At 62.6% G+C, this 24,190-nt stretch carries 21 protein-coding genes; 18 read left to right on the top strand and 3 right to left on the bottom strand.

What is annotated here, in order from left to right:
* Positions 1 to 8 precede the first annotated feature (8 nt).
* From GEV01_RS20660 to GEV01_RS20650, 3 genes are all read left to right on the top strand, one after another.
* Entirely contained in the window at positions 9 to 2,813 is a 2,805-nt protein-coding gene (locus GEV01_RS20660) for a type VI secretion system Vgr family protein (protein ID WP_328595574.1), read from the top strand.
* A 66-nt stretch (positions 2,814 to 2,879) separates the two neighbouring features.
* Complete coding sequence (locus GEV01_RS20655; protein WP_175023159.1) at positions 2,880 to 3,797, top strand: 3D domain-containing protein; 918 nt, start codon at positions 2,880 to 2,882, stop codon at positions 3,795 to 3,797.
* A 2-nt stretch (positions 3,798 to 3,799) separates the two neighbouring features.
* The gene (locus tag GEV01_RS20650) at positions 3,800 to 4,276 is read left to right on the top strand and encodes a hypothetical protein (protein ID WP_152807416.1); all 477 of its coding nucleotides are present in this window, start codon (positions 3,800 to 3,802) and stop codon (positions 4,274 to 4,276) included.
* A 5-nt stretch (positions 4,277 to 4,281) separates the two neighbouring features.
* Here GEV01_RS20650 and GEV01_RS20645 read toward each other — a convergent pair whose 3' ends face one another.
* Positions 4,282 to 7,131, bottom strand: a complete 2,850-nt coding sequence (locus GEV01_RS20645) for a bifunctional diguanylate cyclase/phosphodiesterase (RefSeq protein ID WP_152807415.1) — start codon at positions 7,129 to 7,131, stop codon at positions 4,282 to 4,284.
* A 186-nt stretch (positions 7,132 to 7,317) separates the two neighbouring features.
* On the opposite strand from GEV01_RS20645, the gene GEV01_RS20640 reads away from it, so the two are divergent.
* Both GEV01_RS20640 and GEV01_RS20635 read left to right on the top strand, forming a co-directional pair.
* Positions 7,318 to 8,904, top strand: coding sequence for a flavin monoamine oxidase family protein (locus GEV01_RS20640; RefSeq protein ID WP_175023157.1), 1,587 nt, complete (start codon positions 7,318 to 7,320; stop codon positions 8,902 to 8,904).
* Positions 8,905 to 8,927: 23 nt separating this feature from the next.
* Positions 8,928 to 9,398 (top strand): Rid family hydrolase, encoded by a 471-nt coding sequence (locus GEV01_RS20635; protein ID WP_152807413.1) that lies wholly within the window; start codon positions 8,928 to 8,930, stop codon positions 9,396 to 9,398.
* 44 nt (positions 9,399 to 9,442) lie between these two features.
* Here the strand turns inward: GEV01_RS20635 and GEV01_RS20630 are convergent, their stop codons facing one another.
* Positions 9,443 to 10,231 carry a spermine/spermidine synthase domain-containing protein gene (locus tag GEV01_RS20630; protein WP_152807412.1) on the bottom strand — a complete coding sequence of 263 codons (789 nt, stop codon included), beginning with the start codon at positions 10,229 to 10,231 and terminating at the stop codon, positions 9,443 to 9,445.
* A 145-nt stretch (positions 10,232 to 10,376) separates the two neighbouring features.
* Here GEV01_RS20630 and GEV01_RS20625 point away from each other — a divergent pair, with 145 nt between their 5' ends.
* From GEV01_RS20625 to fdhD, 9 genes are all read left to right on the top strand, one after another.
* Positions 10,377 to 10,652, top strand: a complete 276-nt coding sequence (locus GEV01_RS20625) for a hypothetical protein (protein WP_152807411.1) — start codon at positions 10,377 to 10,379, stop codon at positions 10,650 to 10,652.
* Positions 10,653 to 10,665: 13 nt separating this feature from the next.
* Complete coding sequence (locus tag GEV01_RS20620) at positions 10,666 to 11,841, top strand: GGDEF domain-containing protein (RefSeq protein ID WP_152807410.1); 1,176 nt, start codon at positions 10,666 to 10,668, stop codon at positions 11,839 to 11,841.
* Between the two features lie 122 nt (positions 11,842 to 11,963).
* Positions 11,964 to 13,418, top strand: a complete 1,455-nt coding sequence (locus GEV01_RS20615; RefSeq protein WP_152807409.1) for a Ppx/GppA phosphatase family protein — start codon at positions 11,964 to 11,966, stop codon at positions 13,416 to 13,418.
* A gap of 30 nt (positions 13,419 to 13,448) precedes the next feature.
* Positions 13,449 to 14,213 (top strand): substrate-binding periplasmic protein, encoded by a 765-nt coding sequence (locus GEV01_RS20610; protein ID WP_152807408.1) that lies wholly within the window; start codon positions 13,449 to 13,451, stop codon positions 14,211 to 14,213.
* A gap of 121 nt (positions 14,214 to 14,334) precedes the next feature.
* Positions 14,335 to 16,869 carry an ATP-binding protein gene (locus GEV01_RS20605; protein ID WP_328595573.1) on the top strand — a complete coding sequence of 845 codons (2,535 nt, stop codon included), beginning with the start codon at positions 14,335 to 14,337 and terminating at the stop codon, positions 16,867 to 16,869.
* On the top strand, positions 16,866 to 17,243 hold the full coding sequence (locus GEV01_RS20600; protein ID WP_152807406.1) for a response regulator: 378 nt from the start codon (positions 16,866 to 16,868) through the stop codon (positions 17,241 to 17,243). Before GEV01_RS20605 ends, GEV01_RS20600 begins: the two co-directional genes overlap by 4 nt.
* A 64-nt stretch (positions 17,244 to 17,307) precedes the next feature.
* Complete coding sequence (locus GEV01_RS20595; RefSeq protein WP_152807405.1) at positions 17,308 to 17,910, top strand: hypothetical protein; 603 nt, start codon at positions 17,308 to 17,310, stop codon at positions 17,908 to 17,910.
* A 117-nt stretch (positions 17,911 to 18,027) separates the two neighbouring features.
* Positions 18,028 to 18,801: a GNAT family N-acetyltransferase gene (locus GEV01_RS20590; RefSeq protein ID WP_008447113.1), complete on the top strand. Its 774-nt coding sequence runs from the start codon at positions 18,028 to 18,030 to the stop codon at positions 18,799 to 18,801.
* 56 nt (positions 18,802 to 18,857) lie between these two features.
* Positions 18,858 to 19,676 (top strand): formate dehydrogenase accessory sulfurtransferase FdhD, encoded by an 819-nt coding sequence (fdhD, locus tag GEV01_RS20585; RefSeq protein WP_152807404.1) that lies wholly within the window; start codon positions 18,858 to 18,860, stop codon positions 19,674 to 19,676.
* Here fdhD and GEV01_RS20580 read toward each other — a convergent pair whose 3' ends face one another.
* A complete protein-coding gene (locus tag GEV01_RS20580; RefSeq protein ID WP_152807403.1) occupies positions 19,677 to 21,998 on the bottom strand; it encodes an FdhF/YdeP family oxidoreductase in 2,322 nt (773 codons plus the stop codon).
* Between the two features lie 199 nt (positions 21,999 to 22,197).
* On the opposite strand from GEV01_RS20580, the gene GEV01_RS20575 reads away from it, so the two are divergent.
* The 4 genes from GEV01_RS20575 (at position 22,198) to GEV01_RS20560 (ending at position 24,129) form a co-directional block, all read left to right on the top strand.
* The gene (locus GEV01_RS20575) at positions 22,198 to 22,596 is read left to right on the top strand and encodes a hypothetical protein (RefSeq protein WP_152807402.1); all 399 of its coding nucleotides are present in this window, start codon (positions 22,198 to 22,200) and stop codon (positions 22,594 to 22,596) included.
* A 168-nt stretch (positions 22,597 to 22,764) separates the two neighbouring features.
* Positions 22,765 to 23,100: a hypothetical protein gene (locus GEV01_RS20570; protein ID WP_152807401.1), complete on the top strand. Its 336-nt coding sequence runs from the start codon at positions 22,765 to 22,767 to the stop codon at positions 23,098 to 23,100.
* An 84-nt stretch (positions 23,101 to 23,184) separates the two neighbouring features.
* Entirely contained in the window at positions 23,185 to 23,586 is a 402-nt protein-coding gene (locus GEV01_RS20565; RefSeq protein WP_152807400.1) for a hypothetical protein, read from the top strand.
* A gap of 93 nt (positions 23,587 to 23,679) precedes the next feature.
* Positions 23,680 to 24,129: a hypothetical protein gene (locus GEV01_RS20560; RefSeq protein WP_152807399.1), complete on the top strand. Its 450-nt coding sequence runs from the start codon at positions 23,680 to 23,682 to the stop codon at positions 24,127 to 24,129.
* Positions 24,130 to 24,190: the final 61 nt, after the last annotated feature.

The raw sequence follows: 24,190 nt of genomic DNA, 5'->3' as shown, positions 1-24,190 counted from the left end.
GAGCGATTGTGGAAGGCGATAGCGACTTTTTCAGCTTCATGGGCCTGGCCAAGGAACTGGTCACCAGCAACCGGCCGTTGCGTCTGCGGCTGGATTTGCCGGGCGGAGTTAATGACGACATGCTGCTGCCGCAGCGGGTGTTCGGGACGGAGGCTTTGTGCGGCGGGATCGAGTATCGCGTGCTGTGCGTGTCGTCCAACGCCAGCCTGTCGTTGAAGGAATTGATCGCCGTGCCAGCGGCGCTGGAGTTCGTCACCGACATGGGAGACTTGCGCAGCGTCTGCGGCATCGTCACCGAGGCCAGCTCCGGCGATAGTGACGGCGGCCTGGCCAGCTATCAGTTGGTGCTGTGCGATGCGCTGTCGATACTGGAAAAGCGCATCAACACCCGCGTGTTCCGCAACATGGACGAGGTGGAGATTGTCCAGCGCATTTTGAATGAGTGGAGACAGAAAAGTTCTATCCTGGGTGTGTGCTTCAAGCACGAGGTGGACGAGGCTTTCAGCCAGCGCGAGTATCCGAAGCGCGAATTCACCATGCAGCACAACGAATCGGATGCGGCGCTCATCCGGCGCTTGTTGAAGCGGAGGGGGATAGGCTGGTACGTGCGCGCGGAAGGCGGGGAGTATCCGACGCACACGCTGGTGCTGTTCAACAACGCCGACAGCCTACGCCAGAACGCCGCCGGCACCATCCGCTATCACCGCGACGCAGCGACCGAGGAGCGCGACACGATCACATCCTGGAGCGCGGTACGCAGCCTGCATCCGGGAGTGGTGACAAGGCACAGCTGGGACTATCGCAATTCGCAAGGCCGAGATTTTATGATGGCGGATGCCAGCAGCGGCGTGGACCAGGGCGTGAGTGGCAACGATCTGGCAGCGAGCCTGGACGATTATCAGATCCTGGCACCGCATGCGGGCGATGACAATGAGGACCTGTGTCGCCTGGGCAAACTGCGCATGCAGCGGCACGACTACGAAACGAAATGCTTCCACGGCGAAGGCAGCGTGCGTGATCTGTGCGCGGGGGAGTACTTCACACTGGCCGAGCATCCGGAGGTGGACGGGCATCCGGCCGAGGAGCGGGACTTTGTCGTGACGGCCCTGCAGGTGAACGCGCAGAACAACCTGCCCAAGGCATTGGCCGCACGCGTGGAACGGCTGTTCGCCCGCAGCCGCTGGATGCAGGGTGCGCAGGAGTTGCAGATGCAGAGAGATGTGGCGGACAAGGTGTCATCGGGACCGCTGCGCATGCACATCCAGTTCACTGCCGTGCGACGTGGTGTGGCCATCGTGCCGGCTTACGATCCGCGTACGGACCTGCCGCAAGCGCTGATGCAAAGCGCGATAGTCGTCGGCCCGAAAGGTGAAGAAGTCCATTGCGACCAGATGGGCCGCGTAAAGATCCGCTTCCCCGGCACACGCGCAGTCGATCACGAAGATGCTGCCAATGCCGGTGCATCGGATACAGAAACCGACTCCGCCTGGGTACGCGTAGCCTCAAACTGGGCCGGCAACGGCCCCGGCAGCCTACAACAATGCGGCACCATCGGCCTGCCGCGCATCGGCACTGAAGTGCTGGTCAATTTCCTAGGTGGTGATCCAGACAAACCGGTGATCGTCGGCCAACTCTACAACCAGCAAGCGCAGCCGCCAGCCCTTAGCAACGTCGGCGACCTTCCAGGCAACCGCTACCTCTCCGGTATCAAAAGTCGTGAGATCAAAGGCGGCCGCTCCAACCAGCTGCGTTTGGATGACACGGAAGGGCAGATTAGCGCGCAACTGGCGAGTGACCATAGCGATTCACAACTCAACCTGGGATTTATCACCCAGGCGAGATCCCATGGCGCTGGCATGGCTCGTGGCGAAGGCTGGGAGCTGGCAACCAATGCCTGGGGCGTTGCCCGTGCCAACAAAGGGATGCTCATCACCACCGAAACGCGTCGAATTGGGACATCCCCCGTCAAGGATATGGGCGAGACGTTACAAAGGCTAGTTGCCGCACAGAGGCAACACGAGGCGCTTGCGAAGCTGTCTCAGCAAGGCGGAGCGCAGGACGGAGGCCAGACAAAGGTCGCAGTTGCAATTTTTGCTCAGAACGAAAGTGTTAAAGGAGGATCTTGTGGTGACGCCGGCTTTCCTCAGCTAGCTACGCCACATCTAGTGCTGGCGAGCCCAGCAGGAATTGAGACTACCACACGAGGAAGTACTCATTTGTCTAGTGAGCAGCACGTCGCGCTAACAAGCGGACAGGATCTATCCATAGCCAGTGGTGGCGGCTTTTTCGCCAGTGTTCGCCAAGCTATTCGTTTATTCGTCCACAAAGCTGGCCTGAGACTGGTTGCGGCGGCCGGCGACATTGATCTGAGAGCACTCTCGGAGAGTATCAATCTTCTGGCAAAGCTTAATGTCACGCAGACTGCTAACCGCATCTCGATCAGTGCTAAGGAAGAGGTTGTGATAAATGGAGGCGGCAGCTACGTCAAATTCAATGCTGGCGGTATTGAGCAAGGCAGCAATGGTGGCTTCGTTGGCCATGCGGCTAAGCATGAGTTCCTTGGAGGGAAGAGCCTCATGGTCCCTTCCGTCGATTTTCCAGTGGCAGACGGCGCTGCTCTTGAGTCTTTCGATGAACAGTTTCGACTGGTTTCCAGCGACGGAAAGACTCCTATTCGCAATAAACGCTATCGCATTACAGCGCAAGACGGGACCAATTGGGAAGGAGTCAGCGATGCAGATGGGTTTACTGAGCGCGTCTACACAGCGTCGCAGAGCGAGATTTCTCTGACATTGCTTCCTGATGAGGGGTAACGCTAACCCGGCTCTACCCATATGCAATCGATAAAAACACCGATACTCAAATTTACAGGTGCCCATATGGCCGACGCAATTATTGCAACCGCAAATACCAACTCGACGCCAGGCTCGATAGTCGACGTGAGTGTTGAAGGAATAGTTTGCAGGCTATCTATCGAAAAGAATAAATATTTCGACACTTTGCCAATAATCCCGACAGCAGCTAGGGTTGAAAATGAGAAAATCCTTTATAGGGTAAAAGTGAAAGCTGAACTTGTTCAGCATTCTAATGGAAAGATGGCTTGTGGTCAGGCTCTCAATATAAAATCTAATAGGTCGGCGGATAAAATCATTTCCAATGGAAGAACGGATAGCGAAGGAATCATGTTTTTGACTTTGGAAACATATGAGGCTGGTAGTCTTGAGCTAAGCTCTTCCACTCCCGGGGTGACATCAGCTAGTTTAAAAATCGTTCTCAAAGATGCTTGGTACGAATCCCTTTTTTTGATTACTGGATACAATGTCTGCAATGAAATAGATTTCTCCGGGCCTCTGGTTGAAGGTACTGGCTTACAGGAGAAGCACAAAGAGGATTTTTTGTTTGGAGCACGAGGTATTCCTATGCAGGGGACTGGAATGGATACAAATGGGAAGTATATTTCACTTCTACATATGAGGGGGCACTGGATTGCAAATTCGAGAGGAGCCCCAGATCATGTTCTCTCTCAAGATACAGCATTTCAGTATGTTTCCGCAGTAAAAGGAAAATTCGGTTTAGTGAAGGAAAATCATTCGATCGCAGTTGATCCACACGTTATTCCACCTAGGGCGCAAGTCGATATAGACGGGGTAGGATTACGTTTTGCCGACGACAAGGGAAGCAAAATTGTGAGCTATCACATAGATAATTTTCTCGGGTCAGGTAAAGCCGTTGTCCAAGTATGGTTGAGTGAAGGTGTTAATGGAACACATCGCCGGGTAAAGTTTTTAGGAGATTAAAGATGAAGTCTCTTATTTTTTCTTTGCTGTTTTTATTTGTGACAAACGTTTGGTCGCAAGAAGTAATTTTACAACGTGTTTACATAGACAAAGCTAAGAACGTTCATGCGATAGCTATGAATGGAAAGGAAAAATTGCTAACTAAGGGGGGGAGGGCAACTCAGGCTGAATTGTCGAAAGATAAGCGAACCGCAGCTTGGCTGATAGAAAATACTTGGACTGCGGAGGGAGATGTGGGGCCGGGGGCCAGTAATCTCACCCTCTATCGTGATGGTAAATTCGTGCATATTGAATGCCAGCCATTCATACGTGACTTTTGGTTTTGGGAGGATGGCAAGAAAGTAGGAATAGATTGCGGCGGGCGGCACTTTGCCGGGACATTGACTCTATATGACGTCGGCACGGGAAAAGTAATTGAATCTTTGTTCCAGCCGGATGTCCCCTATGAAAAACTTCCTGCGTGGGCTGCGCCCCACTAGCGGGCTTATGCCGCGATTGACGCCGTCTGCAAATTCCTGCCCTCGGCCAGCATTTGCTCGAACACCTCCCCCGGCACCGGCTGGCTGAAGTAATAGCCCTGGATTTCATCGCAGCCGTGCAGCCGCAGGTACTCCAGCTGGACCGCGGTCTCCACGCCCTCGGCGATCACGCGCAGCTTGAGGTTGTGCGCCAGCGCGATGATCGACACCACGATGGCCGCCTCGTCATCCGCGCCGATGTCGCTGACGAAGGAGCGGTCTATCTTCAGCACGTCAATCGGGAACTTGCGCAGATACGAGAAGCTCGAATAGCCGGTGCCGAAATCGTCGATCGACAGCGCCAGCCCCAGCGCCTTGAGCTTGTGCAGCAACTCCACCGCCAGCGCCACATCGTTCATGAACAGGCCTTCGGTCAGTTCGATATCCAGGCAGGACGGCGGCAGGCCGGTCTGCTCCAGCACCTCGGCAATGGAGGCCAGCAGGTTAGGCTCGCCGAACTGGCGCGGCGACAGGTTGACCGCGATCCGCAGCGGCCCATGGCCCGCATCCTGCCAAGCCTTGGCCTGCGCGCAGGCGGTGCGCAGCACCCAGGCGCCGATCGGCACGATCAGTCCCGTCTCCTCGGCCAGGCCGATGAAGCGGTAGGGCGCCACCATGCCCAGCTCGGGATGCTGCCAGCGTATCAGCGCCTCCATGCCGACGATGCGGCCGCTGCGCAGGTCCACCTGCGGCTGGTAATGCAGGATGAACTCGTCGCGCTCCAGCGCGCTGCGCAGCGCCGTTTCGATGCGCACCCGCTCCAGCGCCTCCTCGTTCATGGCCGGCTGGTAGAACTGGGTGTTGTTGCGGCCCAGCTTCTTGGCGCGATACATGGCGATGTCGGCATGCTCGATCAAGCGCTGCGCCGGCGTGCCGTCCGGGTCGTAGACGGCCACGCCGATCGAGCAGGTGACGAAGAACTCTTTCCCCTCCAGCAGCACCGGCTGCGCCACCGCCCGCATGATGCGCTGCGTGACATCCAGCGACAGCGCCTCGTCCGGATACTCGGTCAGGATGGCGACGAATTCATCGCCCGACAGCCGCGCCACGGTGTCGCTCTCGCGCACGCTGTCCTGCAGCCGCTGGGCCACGGTCTTGAGCAGCAGGTCGCCGGCCTTGTGCCCCAGGCTGTCGTTGACGAACTTGAAGCGGTCGAGGTCGATCAGCATGACCCACAGCGGAATGCCGCTGCGGTTGGCGAAGGCGGCCGCCTGGGTCAGCCGGTCCTGCAGCAGCACGCGGTTGGGCAGGCCGGTCAGCACGTCGTGGTGGGCGATGTGGTGGATGCGCTGCTCGGACAGCTTGCGCTCGGTGATGTCGGTGCCGGTGCCGCGATAGCCCTTGAAGCCGCCGTCCTGGTCGAACAGCGGCTCGCCGCTGATGCTGAACCAGTGCAGCTGGTTGTCGGTGCCGGGCAGCGCGTATTCGAAGTTGAGGAAGGGCAGGTGGGCCTCCAGCAGCGCGATGTGGTCCTGGCCCCAGCGCGCCTGCGCCATTTCCGGATGCTGTTCCCAGCGCGTCTTGCCGATGAAGCCGGCCGGGTCCTGCTTGCCCTTGTCGAAGAAGCCGCCGGTGATGCTGGTGAAGCGGAATTCGTGGTCCTGCTCCCAGTACCAGTCGGACGACAGCGCCAGCAGGCGGCGGAAGCGCAGCTCGCTTTCCTGCAGCGCTTCCTCGGTGCGCTGGCGGACGGCCACGTCTTCGTTCAGGCGCTGGTTGCTCAGTTGCAGATCGCGGGTGCGCTCGTCGACCAGGCGCTGCACCCGCACCGAGCGCCGCGCCAGCGAGTTGACGAAGGCCGCCGTCAGCAGCGAGAACAGCAGGCCGCCGGTCAGCGTCGACAGCGAACCCAGGTGGCTGGACAGGAAGGGCCGGGGCAGCGGCGTCACCTGCACGTGCCAGGCCTTGCCGGCCGCATTGAAGGTGCTGGTGTAGACATCGTGGTAGTCGAAGGCCAGCCAGCGTTGCAGCGGCTTGGCGGCCGCTTCCTGCTCGGTCGGCTGGCCGTGGCGGTAGATCAGGTTGTCCGGTCGCACGTCGTCGCCGACATACACTTGCACCACCAGCGAGGTATCGTCCAGCAGCTCGGCGGCGTACAGGATTTTGTGGATCAGATCGGTCGAGCGGATGACGGCGCCGGTGTTGCCGATCCAGGCCGCGCGCCGCTGCTCCGCCGTGGCCGTCTGCGCGCCGGGGCGGTAGACCGGCATCAGCAGCACGAAGCCTTTCTGGTTGCCGCGCTCCTGCGCCAGCCGCAACAGCGGCGTGGCCATGGTCTGGCCGGCCGCCACCGCCTGCCGGACGGTGTTGGACATCGGCCCCAGCGACATCACATCCAGCCCGAACGCCGCCTCGTTGCCCTGCATCGGTTCCAAATAGTCGACCACCGCGTGCAGCGGCCGCGCCGTCAGCGGCTGGTTGCCGCCGTCGTGGGTGCGGTAGGCGGGGTAGCGCTTGCGCAGCTCGGCCTCGTGGCGCCGCGACGCTTCGTCGTCCAGCACCCGGTGGTAATTGAAGGCTTGGACAAAGGGATAGCGCGCCAGCAGCGGCCTGGTGAAGTCGCCGAACTGCTCGCGGCTGACCGGCCCGACCGACTTGAACAGGTCGTTGATGATGGTGACCAGTTCCAGCGTGTCGTCCAGGCCGCGGCGGATGGCGGCCGAGCGCATCTGGGCGCGCTGCTGGAAGCTCAGCTCCATCTTGCCGTACTCCAGCGCGCTGACGGCGACAAACAGCATGCCGGTCACGGCCAGGCCGGTGATCAAGGTCAGCGTCGCGGCCAGCGAGATCGAGGGTGACTTGAAGGACAGCGGCATGCGGCGCTTTCTAGTGGGACGGCGGGCTGGCGGACGATACTAGTGTGTCATAACTCATGCTTTTGCAACAGCAATTTGGGGCCGGGCGGCGACGGGGATTGTCTTATGCTAGCCACGCTGGGGCGATGTTTGCCGCCGGGTTTGATGTTATATTGCTATCTCCTTGGCGCCGCAGGAGCATACGTCATGAAGCAGGCTCATGGCTTTACCCGTCGCAGCTTCCTGGCGCGCATAGCGCGTACCGGTGGCGCCGCCGCCGCGTTTGCCGCGCTCGACGCGCTGGGCGGCGCCAGCCTGGCCTGGGGCGAGGACCGCGTCTACCGGGGCCCGCCGGCCTTGCCCGGCGGGCTGGGCAAGGGCAAGCGCGTCACCATCCTCGGCGCCGGCGTGGCCGGCCTGACGGCGGCCTTTGAGCTGGGCAAGGCGGGCTTCGCCTGCACCGTGCTGGAAGCGCGCCACCGCCCCGGCGGCCGCAGCTGGACCATACGCGGCGGCGACCGCTTCGAGCAGGCCGACGGCGTGCAGCAGGCGCGCTGGCCCAAGGCGGCGCATCTCTACCTCAATCCGGGGCCGGCGCGCATCTCGCACCACCACCGCGCGGTGCTGGGCTATTGCCGCGAGTTCGGCGTGCCGCTGGAAATCATGATGAACGATAACCGCGCCGCCTGGCTGCAGGACGACCAGGCCTTCGGCGGCAAGCCGGTGCAAGCCAGGCAGGTGCTGGGCGACAGCCACGGTTACTTCGGCGAGCTGCTGGGCAAGGCCGTCGCCACCGGCCGGCTGGACCAGGAGCTGAGCGGCGAAGACCGCGAACGGCTGCTGGCCGCCATCGCCACCTTCGGCGATTTGCAGCGCGACGGCCGCTATACTGGCACGCCGCGCAGCGGCTACAGCGCGACGCCCGCGCCCGGCCTGCCGCATGGCACGGTGCGCGCGCCGCTGCCGCTGTCCGAGCTGCTGCGGGCCGACTTCTGGCAATTCAAGGCAGCCTTCGGCGAGGACTTCGACCAGGCCGGCACCATGTTGCAGCCGGTGGGCGGCATGGACCGTTTCCCGGCGGCCTTCGCCCGGCGGCTGGGCCACGCGATCCGTTACGACACGCTGGTCGACGAGATCCGCAAGACGGCCAACGGCGCGCGCGTGGTCTGCCATCACGGCGGCGCCCGCAGCGTGATCGACAGCGATTATGTGATCTGCACCTTGCCGCTGTCGGTGCTGCGCGACATCCCCAACGATTTCGCGCCGGCCTACCGCGAGGCCATCGCCGAGGTGGAATATGCGCGCTCGGCCAAGACCGCGTTCTATGCGCCGCGCCGCTTCTGGGAGCAGGACGAGGGCATCTACGGCGGCCTGTCGTGGACCAGCCGCGACGTCACGCAAATCCTCTATCCCTCGCACGGCATCGGCCAGGCCGACGGCGTGCTGGTCGGCTCCTACTGTTTCGGCGCCTTCCCCGGCGACGACATGGGCCAGTACCCGCTGGCCGAGCGCATCGAGAAGGCGCTGGCGGCGGGCGAGGCCATCCACCCCGGCTACCGCACCATGGTGCGCGGCGGCGTCAACATCGCCTGGCCCAAGGTGCCGCACAGCCTGGGTTCGTGGGCCGAGTGGAAGCCGGAACAGTTCGACACCGTCTACCGGCTGTTGCAGCAGCCGGACGGCGTGATGTATTTCGCCGGCGAATACCTGGGCTACCTCAGCTCGTGGCAGGAGGGGGCGGTGCTGTCCGCCCACCATGCCATCGAGCAGCTGGCGGCACGGGTGCGCGCCTGATTTTTTTCACTGAAAGGATGACCATGAGGATGACCATCAACCGCATTCCAGGACTGCTGGCCGCCGCCCTGAGCTTGTCGCTTGCCTTGCCCGCCGCTGCCCAGACCAAGGTGCAGCACATCCAGAGCGCCGACAGCGGCATCGCCAACGCCGTGTGGGCCGGCGACACGCTGTACGTATCGGGCAAGCTGGCCAAGTCCTTCGACGGCGACACGCGCACGCAGACTGCCGACGTGCTCAAGCAGTTCGATGCCACGCTGCGCGAGCAGGGCCTGGGCCTTGGCGACGTGGTGCAGATGAGGGTCTACCTGGTGGCGGACGCCGCCGGCAAGCTGGATTTCGCCGGCATGAACGAGGCCTACAAGGAGTTCTTCGGCACGGCGGCCCAGCCCAACAAGCCGGCCCGCGCCACGGTGCAGGTGGCGGCGCTGGTGGTGCCCAAGGCGCTGGTGGAGATCGAAGTGGTAGCGGTGCGCGGCAAGCCCGTCAAATAGCGAGGTCCACCCCGCATGCTTCAGCGATAGATTCGCCGCAGCACTTAGGGGTCGGACCCCGGACGGGGTCCGACCCCGCCTGGCAGTGCGGGTTTCCAGCGCATGCGCAGCACGATCCAGTGCGCCAGCAGCCGGTTGAGGATGGCGAAGCCCAGGCCGTGGCTGCGCGCCACCCGCTGCTGCATCGCCAGCGCCGGCGACGGCTTGCCGCCCTTGACCGCGAACAGGATGCGGTTGTTGCCGGCGATGCCGCGGAACCAGCAGATGCGGCCCTGGAAGGTCTCGCGCAGGCGCCGCAGCATGGGGCCGTACTGCGGATCGTAGCTGAAGATATTGGCCACCATCACGCCGCCCGGCCGCAGCGCGCGGCGGCAGTCGGCATAGAAGGCGGCGCTGCCCAGCGCCGGCGGCAAGCCTTCTTCATCGAAGCCGTCCACCAGCAGCACGTCGGCGGCGCCGGCCAGGCTGGCCATGTACTCGGTGGCGTCGGCCTGGATGATGCGGAAGCGGGCGTCGTCGCGCGGAATGGCGAACTGCTCGCGCAGCGCGATGACGTCGGCGCGCAGCTCCAGCACGGTGATGCGGCTGTGCGGCAGGTAGCGGTAGCAGAACTTGGCCAGCGAACCGCCGCCCAGCCCGACCATGACGATGTGCTCCGGCTTAGGATGGAACAGCACAAAGCACATCATCGCGCGCGCATAGCTGAGCACCAGATCGTCCGGCCGCGACAGCCGCATCTCGCTCTGGACCATGCCGGGCTGGAATTCCAGCAGGCGTTTGTCGCCGCGCGTATGGACTTGCGGGCGGCGATCGGGCGGGGAGGACGTGGTCAAGTTGGCGGTATTGTGGATTTACAGGGTCAATTTATAGTAGCATGCCCGCCAGCGCGCCACATTGCATTTACAGACGGAAAAATTGTAGGTACATTGGCGATAGCACCGGCCAGCCCCTCCGGCGGCCTTCATGGAGACAGATACGATGTTTTTAGACCACCCTACGCTTACCGCCACCAACAGCTTCACCGAGCCTGACCGCCTGGAGCGGCTGACCCGCGTCTACGGCTACGTGGTGGCGCTGGCCGACATGGCCGGCAAGCAGGCCTTTATCGAAAAGGTCAGCCAGCTGCACGACCACAAGGGCACGCTGATCGTGTTCTGGCACGACGCGCCGTCCGAGGACGAGAAAGCCTACTTCTCCCAGGCCTGGGCCAGCAAGATGGGCGACGGCAGCACCAACGTCGAGCACGAGGTCTGACCCGCGGCAGGTCATGGATATAAAAACTTTGGTACTGGCGCTGGCGCTGGGCAATCTGAGCCTGTGCGCGGCGCTGTTCTTTTTTGAGCAGGAGCGCCGCCGCGCAGGCCTGGCGGCCGCCAGCACCACCTGGGGCATGGCCAAGCAGTTCCAGGCCGTGGCCTGGGGCTTGCTGTACCTGCGCGGCACGCTGCCGGACTTCCTCACCATCCCCCTCGCCAACGCCTTGCTGTTCACCGGCTTTGCGCTGGACGCCTCCGCCCTGTGGGAGCAGGCCGGCCGCCGCGTCTGGCGGCGCTACCTGCTGCCGGCGCTGGGCGCGGCCATCGGCGTGTTCACCGGCGCCTGGCTGCTGGACATGCCGGCCGCCGAACGCATCGCCATCGCCTCGGTGGTGATCGGTTTCTTCTTCATCGCCGGCGCCGCCGCGCTGGGCCGGGGCTGGAGCGCCGGCACGCTGCTGCGGCGCTACCTGGTGCTGTCGTCGCTGCTGCTGGCGCTGGCCGTGATGGCGCGCGGCCTGCTGACGGCGCTGCTGCCGGACGGCTGGAGCTGGGTCAGCCCGGCGCTGATCCAGGGCGTCGGCATCGCCGCCCTGTACCTGATGATGCTGGGCAGCGCCTTCGGCTATCTGCTGCTGACCCGCGAAAAGCAGCAGGCCGAGCTGGACCGGCTGGAAGTGGTGGACGCGCTGACCGACGTGCCGAACCGGCGCGGCTTCTACCAGACGCTGACGCCGTGGATCGCGCTGGCCCGCCGCCCCGGCATGCCGACCTCGCTGATCATCCTCAATCTCGACCATTTCAAGCGCGTCAACGACAACTACGGCCATCCGGTGGGCGACAAGGTGCTCAAGGCCATGGTCGACGTCTGCAAAAAACAACTGCGCGACAGCGACTTGATGGGCCGCCTGGGCGGCGCCGAATTCGCCATCCAGCTGCCGCGCACCTCGCTGGAAGACGCCATCATGGTGGCCGAGCGTATCCGCCTGGCCGTCGCCGCGATGCCGGTGAAGGCGGATAAAGCCGTCATCAACATGACCGCCAGCCTGGGCGTGACCACCATCCGCGCCGACGACACCACCGTCAGCCTGTTCAAGCGCGCCGACGAGGCGCTGCAAGAGGCCAAGCAGGCCGGCCGCAACCGCGTGGCCGAGGCGCAGACCGGCGCCGGAGCGCTGGAAGCCTGATTTGCCACACCCTGTCATCAGCAGGTAACAAACTGCGCTTATCGTGATTATAATCATGTAAATCGTTTAGTTTGATTCACCCGCGAGCCTTCGTTGCCGTTTGCCGAGAGAGGCTTCCACATATGTACGCTGCAGTAGATCTGGGTTCCAACAGTTTTCGCCTCCACATCGGCAAGCATGACGGGGAGGCGATCCGCGTCCTCAAATCCGTGCGAGAACCGATACGCCTGGCCGCAGGCCTGGACGACAAGGGCAACCTGACGCCGGCCGCCATGCAGACCGCGCTGGCCTGCCTGAAAAACTTCCGTGCCGTGCTGGCCGCCTACAAGCTTGACGGCGTGCGCGTGGTGGCCACGTCGGCCATGCGCGTGGCGCGCAATTCCGCCTCCTTCCTGCCCGAGGCCGAGCTGGCGATCGGCTATCCGATCGAAATCATCTCCGGCGAGGAGGAGGGGCGCCTGATCTACATGGGCGTGGCCAATGCGCTGGCGCTGGCCGGCGAACGCCGGCTGGTGATCGACATCGGCGGCGGCTCCACCGAGCTGATACTGGGGCGCGGCCAGGAAATCGAGCGGGTCGAGTCCTTCAGCGTCGGCACGGTCAAGCAAAGCCTGTCGTTCTTCATCGGCGGCCGCGTCGACGGCCCCTCGTTCGAGGCGGCCATCCTGTCGGCGCGCAGCCATTTCGAGGACGCGGCGCCGCCGTATCACCCGCAGTACTGGAAGCAGTGCTATGGGTCGTCCGGCACCGCCCGCACCATCGCCGACATCATCGTCAAGAACGGCATCGGCCGCGAAGTCAACGCCGAGACGCTGAGCGCCCTCAAACAGCGTTTCATCGAATTCGGCCATGTCAGCAAGATCGAGATGGCCGGCCTGCGCCCGGACCGCGCCAGCACCATCATCGGCGGCCTGGCCATCCTGATAGGCCTGGTGCGCGAGCTCGATATCCCGGTGGTGCAGCCCATCGAGGCCGGCCTGCGCATGGGCGTGATGTGGGACTTGCACCTGCGTTCGACCAAGCGTGACCGCCGCGAGCAATCGGTGCAGGCTTGCCTGCAGAAGTTCCACTGCGACGAGCGCCGCGCCAACCGCGTGGCCGACGACGCGCTGGCGCTGTACATGCAGACCAAACCGGCCGGCGACCAGTATGCGCGCCACCTGTACTGGAGCGCGCTGCTGCACGAAATGGGCATGGTGGTGTCGCACACCGGCTACCACAAGCACGCCGCCTACATGATCGAGAACGCCGACCTCCCGGGCTTCACGGCGCGCGAGCAGAAGACCATGGCCCGTTTGATCGCCGCCCACAAGGGCAATCTGCGCAAAGTGGCCGACGCGCTGGCCGAGCCGGATTTCAGCAAGGCCGTGGTGGCGCTGCGGCTGGCGGTGCTGTTCATGCACTCGCGCATGGACATCGACTTCACGCTGATCAAGCTGCGCATGAAGAACCGCATCGAACTGGAAATCCGCCGCGAATGGATAGGCGACCATCCAACCCTGTCCTACTGGCTGGAAAAGGAGCAGGAGCAGTGGGATGAAGTTGGGGTAGACTTCAGCATACGCACCATCGGCTAATCTGTTGGGAGGTTTATGAGGAACGACGCCATGCATCGTAGCTGCGCCTGGGTGCTGCTGGCGCTGTCGCTGGCATCGGCGTCGGCGGCCGGCAAGGAGACCGTCTCCCTGTGCTTCGAGCAGCAGGACGTGCTGCCATGGCGCACCGAGAAGCTGGGCGGCCTCAATTTCGCGCTGCTGAAAATGGTCGAGCAGCGCCTCGATATCCACTTCGACTATCAAAGCATCCCCTGGAAACGCTGCCTGGCCGAGTTGAAGGCCAACGCGGTCGACGGCGCCTTCGCCGTCAGCTACAAGCCGGACCGGCGCGAGCTGGGCGAATATCCCGGCGGCCAGCAGATCGACGCCAGCAAGCGCATGCATATCGATAGCTATGTCGTGGTCCGCAAAAAAGGCAGCAAGGTCGAATGGGACGGCAAGAGCTTCCGCAACCTGGATGGCGCCATCGGCTTCCAGCTGGGCTACTCGGTCGGCGACGTGCTGCGCGCGCAGAACGTGGAAGTGGACGAGGGCAGCCAGCGCGCCGACGAGCTGGCGCGCAAGCTGATCGCCGGCCGCGTGGCGGCTGCGGCCATCGGCGGCAGCGACGCCCATGGCTTGATGCGCGGTCCACTGGGGCCGCAGCTGGAGGAGCTGCCCATTCCCATCATCGAAAAACCGTACTTCCTGATACTTTCGCACGGCATGCTGGCGGCGCGTCCGCAGCTGGCGGAGCGCATCTGGCGGGCCATCGAGGAAGCCCGCAACAGCGCGGCCTACAAGAAGCTGGAAGCGGCGGAAGGAGTCCGTCATTGATGCGCAGGTTCCGGCGCAGGAGCCGGCCCTGAGCGGTGGCGGCCCGCTGGCCCGCCTGCGCAGCGCATGGCGCCGCAACATCCTGCTGCGGCTGGGCTTCGGCATCTTCGTGTCGGTGGCCGTGTCCACCGCGATCTACACCACCTATGTGATGCAGACGCTGAAAAGCGAGGCCGAACAGAATCTGCGCGAACGCGCCGAGCGGCTGACGGCGGTGCTGTCGCAGGCGCTGGCGCGGCCGCTGTTCGATATCAACAGCGCCGCCGTCTCCAGCGTGGTCGACGCCTCGGGCGCCACGCCGGAGGTGCTGGTGCTGCGCGTGCTGGCACCCAACGGCGCGGAGCTGGCCAGCTACGTCTCGCCGCTGCGCGAGCCGGTGGCGGCGATCAAGGTGCATCGCGAGATCAGCTTCAGCGACGCCCGCCGCAGCTATCCGGTCGGCTCCATCGACCTGGCTTTCTCGCGCCAGCAGATCGACCAGGACTTGCGCCGCCAGATCTACAACACGGTGGCGGCCAACCTGCTACTGGCGCTGGGCATCGTGCTGTCGATCTTCGTGGTCGGACGGCGCGCGGCGCGGCCTTTTGCCGACATCCAGGGCAGCCTGGAAAAGCTGACGCGCGGCGAGACCGACATCAAGTTGTCCGGTATCGGCCGCGAGGACCAGGTAGGCCGCCTGTCCGGCGCGGTGCTGCGCTTCCGCGACACGCTGACCCGTCTGCGCGACGCCGAGTATGAGCTGCGTGAGCTGAACCGCGACCTGGAAATGCGCATCGCCGCCCGCACCCGGGAGCTGACCAGCTCCATGCAGCAGCTGGGCGACAGCCAGGCCAAGCTGCAAACCATCGTCGACACCGCGCTCGACGCCGTGGTGCGGATGGACCTGGCGGGCCGCATCGTCGGCTGGAACACCCAGGCCGAGCGGATCTTCGGCTGGAGCCGCGACGAGGCTTTGGGGCTGGCGCTGGACAAGACCATCATCCCGCCGCGCTTCCGCTACGACCACCGGCGCGGCATGCAGCGCTACATGGCCGGCGGCCCCGGGGCTGTGCTCGATGCGCGCATCGAAGTCGTGGCGCTGCGCCGCGGCGGCGAGGAGTTCCCGATCGAGCTGGCGATCACCCAGGTCCGCTCGGAGGGGCAGGACAGCTACGAATTCTGCGCCTTTATCCGCGACATCAGCGACCGCCGCGAGCGCGAACAGAAGCTGGTCAACGCCAACGTGATGGCGGAGGCGGCCAACGTCGCCAAGTCCGAGTTCCTGGCCAATATGAGCCACGAGATCCGCACGCCGATGAGCGCCGTGATCGGCATGGCCTACCTGGCGCTGCGCACCGAGATGACGCCCAAGCAGCACGACTACATCAGCAAGATCCACCGCGCCGCCTTGTCGCTGCTGGGGATCATCAACGACGTGCTGGATTTTTCGAAGATCGAGGCGGGCCGGCTGGACATGGAATCCATCCCCTTCGTGCTGGAGGAGGTGCTGGCCAATGTCTCCGGCGTGACCGCGCAGCGCGCCGCCGACAAACAGCTGCGCTACCTGGTGTCGGTGGCGCCCGATGTGCCGCGCTATCTGGTGGGCGACCCGCTGCGGCTTGGCCAGGTGTTGATCAACCTGGTCAACAACGCCGTCAAGTTCACGGCCGAGGGCGAGCTGGAACTGCGCTGCGAAGTGCGGCCGGCCGCCGCGCCGGAGGGTGTGGCCGCGCTGCGCTTCTCGGTGCGCGACACCGGCATCGGCATGACGCAGCAGCAGAAGGCCAAGCTGTTCCGCGCCTTCAGCCAGGCCAACGGCTCCACCACCCGCCACTACGGCGGCACCGGCCTGGGGCTGTCGATCTCGCAGCAGCTGGTGCGGCTGATGGGCGGGCGCATCGACGTCGAGAGCGAGCCGGATCACGGCTCGACCTTCCATTTCGATCTGCTGCTGCCGCTGTCCGACGCGGCCGCCGTGGCGGTGCAGGCGGCCGTGCACCATGGGCCGGTGGGCGACCTGACGCTGCATGCGTCGCCGCGCCGCGCGGCGCGCGTGCTGCTGGCCGAGGACAGCCCGGACAACCAGGACGTGACGCTGGAGCTGCTGGAGCTGCAGGGCATCGCGGTGGACGTGGTGGGCAACGGCCGCGAGGCGCTGGACCGTCTGCAGGCCGCCGGCCCCGATACCTACGACCTGGTGCTGATGGACCTGGGCATGCCGGTGATGGATGGCCACGAGACCATCCGCCTGCTGCGCCAGGACAGCCGCTTCAACGAACTGCCGGTGATCGCGGTGACGTCGCACGCGCTGGCCGGGGTGCAGGCGCAGTGCCTGGAGGAGGGCATGCAGGACTACATCGCCAAGCCGGTGGACCCGCAGCGGCTTTACAGCGTGCTGTCGCGCTGGCTCGGCCTGTCGATGAAGGCGATCCCGCCGCTGCCGCCGCGCGCCGATGGCGGCCTGGTGGAACCACTCCAGGCGCTGGCCGAACTGCGGGCGCTGCTGGCGGAGTTCAGCGGCGACAGCGTCGATTATTTCGCCGGCGTGCGCGCATCGTTGGCGACGCTGCTGCCGCCGGTGACGATGAGCCGCCTGGTCGCGCATATGGAGCATTACGAATTCGAGGCCGCCGGAAAACTGCTGGCGGCGGTCGCGCAGGAACAGGAGGGATCATGAACATCAAGAACGGACGGCCGACCATACTGATCGTCGACGATACGCCGGACAATATCACGCTGCTGTCCAATCTATTGAAGGATAAGTACAACACCAAGGTCGCGACCAGTGGCGCGACGGCGCTGCAAATCGTCGCCGGCGCACCGGTGGACCTGATCCTGCTCGACATCATGATGCCGGACATGGATGGCTACGAGACTTGCCGCCGCCTGAAGGAGGACCCGCATAGCAGCGCCATACCGGTGCTGTTCCTGACCGCCAAAAGCCAGCCCGAGGACGAGGCCATGGGTTTGAGTCTGGGAGCTGTAGATTTCTTACGCAAGCCGGTCAATCCGGACGTGCTGTTCGCCCGCGTCGCGCTGCATTTGCGCTAGAACAAGCAAAAAAAGCGTAAATGATATATATTGTTTATATTGTTGAATAAAAATTGGAGTTGTTATGAATAAACCTGTCAATGCCCTCGTTAATGGCAAAGCCCCTGCGCTGCCTAAAAAACCTGTCGTGAAAACCGCCGCCAAAGCCGCCGCCAAGCCGGTTGTCAAGGCTGCCGTCAAGCCGGCCGCGCCGAAAGCCGTTGCCAAACCAGCCGCCGCCAAACCAGCTGCTGCGAAACCGGCACCGAAAGCTGTCGCCAAGCCTGCGCCGAAGGCGGCAGCGAAACCTGCTGCACCGAAGGCCGCGCCTAAAGCAGCTCCTAAAGCAGCTCCTAAGGCAGCGCCTAAAGCCGCCGCCAAGCCTGCACCTAAAGCCGCCGTCAAGGCCGCGCCGAAGGCCGCAGCCGCCAAGCCGGCGCCAGTGGACGCCGCCAAGGACAAAGCACGCAAGGAAAAGCTGGTGCGCGACAGCTTCACCATGCCGGAGCAGGAATACGCGGTGCTGGGCCAGGTCAAGAAAGCCTGCCTGAAAGCCGGTTTCGAAATCAAGAAGAGCGAACTGCTGCGCATCGGCGTCGCGCTGATCAGCCAGATCGACCTTGCCACGCTGCAAAATGTGTTGGCCGGTCTGCCACAACTGAAAACCGGCCGACCAAAGAAAAGCTAAGAAAAGCTATGTAAAAAACAACACTTCGGCCATTGTCACGGAACTGACACCACCTTGTCATTTTCCTGAAGTATTCGACCGTTACGCTTGCTTCGTCTCCCACAGAAAGGATGAAGCATGCAAACTTCGATCATACAAGCCGACGTCCGAGCAGCGTCCGGTAAGCTGGTACTCAGTATGGCAAGCACACCGGAAGAGCTGCGCGAAGTACAGCGCCTGCGCTACAAGGTGTTCATCGAAACAATGGGATTGAGTTCGCTGGTCCGCGAGGATGGCCTGGACAGCGACGAATTCGACGAGCACTGCGATCACCTGATCGTGCGCGATACGAGCACGCTCAAGGTGGTTGGCACCTACCGCCTGTTGAGCGCAACGCGCGCCCGCAAACTGGGTCGCGTCTACTCCGAGGGCGAATTCGACCTGGGCCGCCTGAACAACCTGCGCGGCCGCATGGTGGAAGCAGGCCGCGCCTGCATCCATCCAGACTACCGTGGCGGCAGCGTCATCATGCTGCTGTGGTCCGGCCTGGCCGAGTACATGCGTCGTGAAAACTGCGACTACCTGGTCGGTTGTGCCAGCATCAGCCTGGCCGATGGCGGCCACAATGCCGTTGCCGTCTACCAGTCGCTGGCCGCCGCCCACCTGGCGCCGTCCGAATACCGCGTCACCCCGCACCTGCCGTTCCCATTCTCGAAGCTGGAAGCAGCACAGAAGCCGCAAGTACCGCCGCTGTTGAAGGGCTACATGCGTTCGGGCGCCTGGATTTGCGGCGAACCGGCATGGGATCCTGATTTCGAAAGCGCCGACCTGTTCCTGCTGCTGCCGCTGGCGAACCTGGACGGCCGCTACGCCCGCCACTACGGCGTGGCCGGCGAACAGCTGGCTGCCTGACGCAGTGCTACGGCCCCGTGTAGAATAAGCCGTTGTGCTTATTCAGCGGGGCTGTGATGAAGTTTGAAACAGAGACGGAACGAACGGGATCGCAGGAGCGGTCCGTGTTGCGCCGTCGCGGCGGGGCGTCGCCGGACGCCAGCCGCACCACCGACCACGTCGCCGAGGAACGCCCGGTGGCGCTGGTCTTCAATGGCATTTCGCATGCCGTCATGATGGTGACGCCGCGTGAGCTGGAAGCATTCGCGCTCGGCTTCGCGCTGACCGAGGGATTGGTCGGCAAGGCCTCCGACGTTTTCGATATCGAACTGCGGGAGCATCCGCGCAGCTTCGAGGTCGCCCTTACCATCGCCCAGGAAGATTTCGTGCAGCTCAAGCAGCAGCGCCGTTCGATGGCGGGCCGCAGCGGTTGCGGCGTGTGCGGCGTCGAGAGCCTGGAGCTGCTTGATTTGCAGCCGTCGCCGATCGAAGCGCCGGTGCTGCACGATGAGGCTGCGCTGCCGCCGGCGATTGCCCGCGCGGCGGCGGAGCTGGGCGGGCACCAGCAACTGATGCGCGCCACCGGTGGCGTGCATGCCGCCGCATGGTGCGATGTGGACGGCGCGGTGCTGCGCGTGTGCGAGGACGTGGGCCGCCACAATGCGCTCGACAAATTGATCGGGCATCTGGCGCGTGAGGGCGTGGACATGCGGCGCGGCTTCGTCTTCATGTCCAGCCGGGCCAGTTATGAGCTGGTGCGCAAGGTGGCGCGCATGCACATCCCGATGCTGGCGACCATCTCCGCCCCCAGCACGCTGGCAATCGACATCGCCGCCGAAGCGGGCGTCAAGCTGGTGAGCTTCTGCCGCCAGGACGGCTGCGTCGAATATACCTAGCTATTCCGCCGACGACTGATAGTCCGACAGTTGCAGCAGCACCGGGATCGATTTCGAGGTCGGCGTGCCGGCGCCATCGGCGGTGCTGTGCAGCGGGATCAAGCCGTTCGTCTCCGGGAAGTAGGAGCCCAGGCAGCCGCGCGGGATGTCGTATTCCACCAGCAGGAAACGGTCGGCGCGGCGTTCGACATCGTCGTCCCACACGCTGACCATGTCCACCCACTGGCCGTTGCGCAGGCCCAGCATCTGCAAGTCTTCCTTGTTGATGAACACCACGCGGCGCAGACCGAATACGCCGCGATAACGGTCGTCCATGCCGTAGATGGTGGTGTTGTATTGGTCGTGCGAACGGGCCGTCATCAGCGTCATCAAGCGCTCGCCGTATTTGGCGCGGGCGCGGTGGATAGGCGTATCGGTATCGACTGCGCGCAGCAGGAACTGCGCCTTGCCGCTGGCCGTGCGCCATTCGCGCTCACGTGAGGCTACTCTCAAGTGGAAGCCGCCCGGCTTGGCCACGCGTGCGTTGAAGTCATGGAAATCGTCGAACACTTTTTCAATGCTATCGCGGATGCTGGCATAGTCGGCGGCATAGGCCAGCCAATCCACCTTGCCGCTGCCCAGCGTGGCGTGCGCCATGCGTGCCGTGATCGCGGTTTCGGACAGCAGGTTGTCGGAGGCCGGCGTGTTCATGCCGTAGGACAGGTGCACCATGCTCATTGAATCTTCCACCGTCACGCCCTGCGGCACGCCTTGTTGCAGGTCGATCTCGGTGCGGCCCAGCGTCGGCAGGATCAGCGCGTCCTTGCCGTGCACCAGATGGCTGCGATTAAGCTTGGTCGCCACCTGCACCGTCAGGTCGCAGGCGCGCAAGGCGTCGAAGGTCAGCGGCGTATCCGGCGTCGCCATGGCGAAGTTGCCGCCCATGCCGAAGAAGACTTTGATCTTCCCGTCCAACATGGCCTGGATGCTTTCTACCGTGTCGTAGCCGTGCGCGCGCGGCGGTTCGAAGTCGAACACTTTCTGCATGCGGTCGAGGAAGGCCTTGGCCGGCTTTTCCTCGATGCCCATGGTGCGGTCGCCCTGCACGTTGGAGTGGCCGCGCACCGGGCACAGGCCGGCGCCGAGGCGGCCGATATTCCCGCGCATCATCATCAGGTTGGACAGCATCTGGATCGTCGCCACCGCGCCCTTGTGCTGGGTCAGGCCCATGCCCCAGGTGCAGATCACTTTCTGGCCACGGATGTAGACCTCGGCCAGCGCCTCGATCTGATCGCGCGGCACGCCGGATTCGGCCAGCAGCTGGTCCCAGTCCTGGGCGCGTAAATCCTGTTCGAAGGCTTCGTAGCCGGTGGTGTGGGTGGCGATGAATTCTCGGTCCAGCAGGCTGGCTTCACCGGCCGCCAGCGCGGCGTCGTCGCGTTCGACCAGGCGCTTGGCCACGGCCTTGATCAGCGCGAAGTCGCCGCTCAGCTTCGGTTGCACGAACATGCTGCTGATGCTGGTGCTGGAATTGGTCAGCATCTCCATCGGGTGCGAAGGACTGGTGAAGCGTTCCAGGCCGCGCTCGCGCAATGGATTGATGGAGACGATGGTGGCGCCGCGCTTGGCGCAATCGCGCAGCTCGCCCAGCATGCGCGGGTGGTTGGTGGCCGGGTTCTGGCCGAAGATCAGCAGCGTGTCGGCGTGTTCAAAGTCTTCCAGTGTCACCGTACCCTTGCCGATGCCGACGGTGCCCGGCAGGCCGCGGCTGGTCGGTTCGTGGCACATATTCGAGCAGTCCGGGAAGTTGTTGGTGCCGTACATGCGCACGAACAGCTGCAGCAGGAAGGCGGCCTCGTTGCCGGTGCGGCCGGAGACGTAGAACGTGGCCTGGTTCGGGTCCGGCAGGGCCTTTAGGTGGCGGGCGATCAGCGCGAAGGCGTCGTCCCAGGCGATGGGCAGGTATTTGTCGCTGGCGCTGTCGTAGACCACGGGGTCGGTCAGGCGGCCGTGCTGTTCGAGTTCGTAGTCGGATTGTGTCAGCAGCTCGGCCACCGTGTGGGCGGCGAAGAAGTCGGGGCGCACGCGCTTGCTGGTCGCTTCGGCCGCCACCGCCTTGACGCCGTTCTCGCAAAATTCGAAGGTGGACGCGTGTTCGCGGTCAGGCCACGCGCAGCCGGGGCAGTCGAAGCCGTCCGGCTGGTTTTGTTTGAGCAGCGTCTTGTAATTACCACCGCTTACCTTTTCGCGCACCAGGTTGATCGCTACCTGCTTCAAAGCGCCCCAGCCTGCGGCTGCGTGTTGGTAGGGTTCGATGCGTCCTTCGGGTTTGGTCTTTTGCATTGCGTATTCCAGTGATTCTTGTTGAGCGGAGTATAGTGCAGAATGACGTTTTTGAGCTTGAAGGAGGGTATTTGGCATCACGCTTGGTCATGCCGATTTCGGGCTATGTGACAGTTGGTGAGTATTTTCTGACTGGCAATATGTAGAATGTTTTTTGCCTCTTGCTCAAGGGGTATCGCATATCTAGCCTAGGAAAAACTTGGACCCAATTACCCTCTTAGTCGCCGCACTAGCCAAAAACCCTGACACGGTTGCGTCCACAGCAAAAACGCTGACCACGCCAGGTACAGTAGATGTGGTGAAAATGAAAACAAGCCTGGTTGACCTGTCCAGAGGAATTTTGGCGTGCTATCACAAAACTGCGAAATTTCGGCAGACCGATGTTCTTACGACGCCATGGGAACGGCAAGGCCAATACGGCGCGGACCGCTCTGCCGTCATTAAAATCTCGTTCACCGGGATGACCGGCGCGTCGTATGAAATGCTGGTGGCAGTGATGGCGAAGGAAAATTCGGTACGCTCGGCCGTCATCGCAGAGAACTCCGTTGTGCCCTACAACAAACGCTGTGTTCTTGAAGAGTGGGTGTCGCCTGGCTAGATGGCACTTGCTGGCCAAGAGCGGACCTACAATCGCATGCATATACATACGTCCACATCGTCTTTGAACGCTGAAAATTGAACGGTGACGTGTGAGAATTGAAGAGTATGTTTTCTTTGTTCGCGGCGCTATCATGTGGCTCTGCTCGTAGAACCATTGAAAGTAAAGATGATGCGATTTCAACCGAACCGTGCGGCCCTTGTTTCCGTAGCCGCTTCCATTGTCGGTATCGCACTGGTCGCCAATGCCGTATTTTTGGTTCTGGGCGGCCAACTGGGCCACGCCCTGATGCGCGCTGGCCTAGGCCTATATTGCTGCATCTGGGCCTTCGTCCCTTACGGCGACTTCTTCCGCTTTGCGCGTATGCCGGTCCGTCTCGACGACAGCGCGGAGCGCAATGCCTACGCCAAGTTGTTTCCTCCTAGCCTGCTGCCAGCAATGTGGTTGTCGATGGCTCTGATGTTCGGCGGGTTTGTCTATAACGTGGTTGGCGTTTTTCGCTGAGCGCTGCTTTAACCTCGTTCGCTATCGGCCAGGAGCCGTCATTGCGGCGGTCCCCGATTGGACACGTAAGAAAAGGGTTTTTTGATGGCTGGAGATGTAGTTTTCGTTGAAGGGCCACTCAAATTTTTGCTTGAGTTTGCGGAGGTAGATCCGATGGGTTATGGCGTCGAGGTCCGGCTCGAAGTAGAGTATTCGGGCCGAAGTCAGAATCTCAAATGGACTGCAGAGCATCTATGGTTTGAATATGAAGCTCTTCGTCGATTTGAAAGCGAACTTGGCGACGGTCGCGAGGCCCGACTATTTGACATGAGCGAGTACCCGATACTTCACTTCAAGCGCGACTCATCCCAAGAGTATGTAACCATCAATCCACAGTCGCAGAGGCAGTCAAAAGACGGCGAGTGCATGTCCCTTCGTCTTAATGTCAATGTCGGGTCAATGCAAGCGCTGTATTCGGCGTTGAGCCAGTTCGGCAAGTGGTGGTGAGGCGGCCGCATCAACAGCCGCACGGCCAGCGTCCAGTACAATCGGCAGGGACCGGCCAGAAGCTGACTTTCATATTTTGGGAAGACTAGCTGTATGAGGCGAGCAAAGATAGGTGATATTTTTCTTGTCGAAACAGAGCAAGGTAATCGATATTTTCAGTATCTTGGGAATGATAGTACCCAGCTGGGTGGGAACATCATTGTTGTCTTTGTAGGGACTTTTGAGAACGGCTCGATTGACGTTGCCGAAATGAGTAGTCAGCCGATTGAATTCTTTGCGATTACCACGATTTCCCTTGGTCTTAAAATGCAGCTTTGGAGGCATGCGGGTAATGCATTACCCATAGAGCACTGCCATATATTATTCCGAGACACTAACGACTACGGCAATCCTGAACTCGCATCATCGGATGATTGGTGGGTATGGTCTCCAAATACAAAAAGCAAACACGTTGGCCCGCTTGTTGGAGAGAATCGAAAATCATACATTGGGGTCTTGGCGGCCCCGACGAATATTGCAGATCGACTGAAGACGGGGAAATAAAGCTATTTTTACCCAGCCCCCCAAGGCGATGCCCCATATTTTGAGTAGCTAATCTTTGAAA

This window comes from Rugamonas rivuli (assembly GCF_009380165.1).
GTDB lineage: Bacteria > Pseudomonadota > Gammaproteobacteria > Burkholderiales > Burkholderiaceae_D > Rugamonas > Rugamonas rivuli.
The sequence above is the reverse complement of the archived record's forward strand: the minus strand, read 5'-3'. Positions and strand labels throughout refer to the sequence as shown.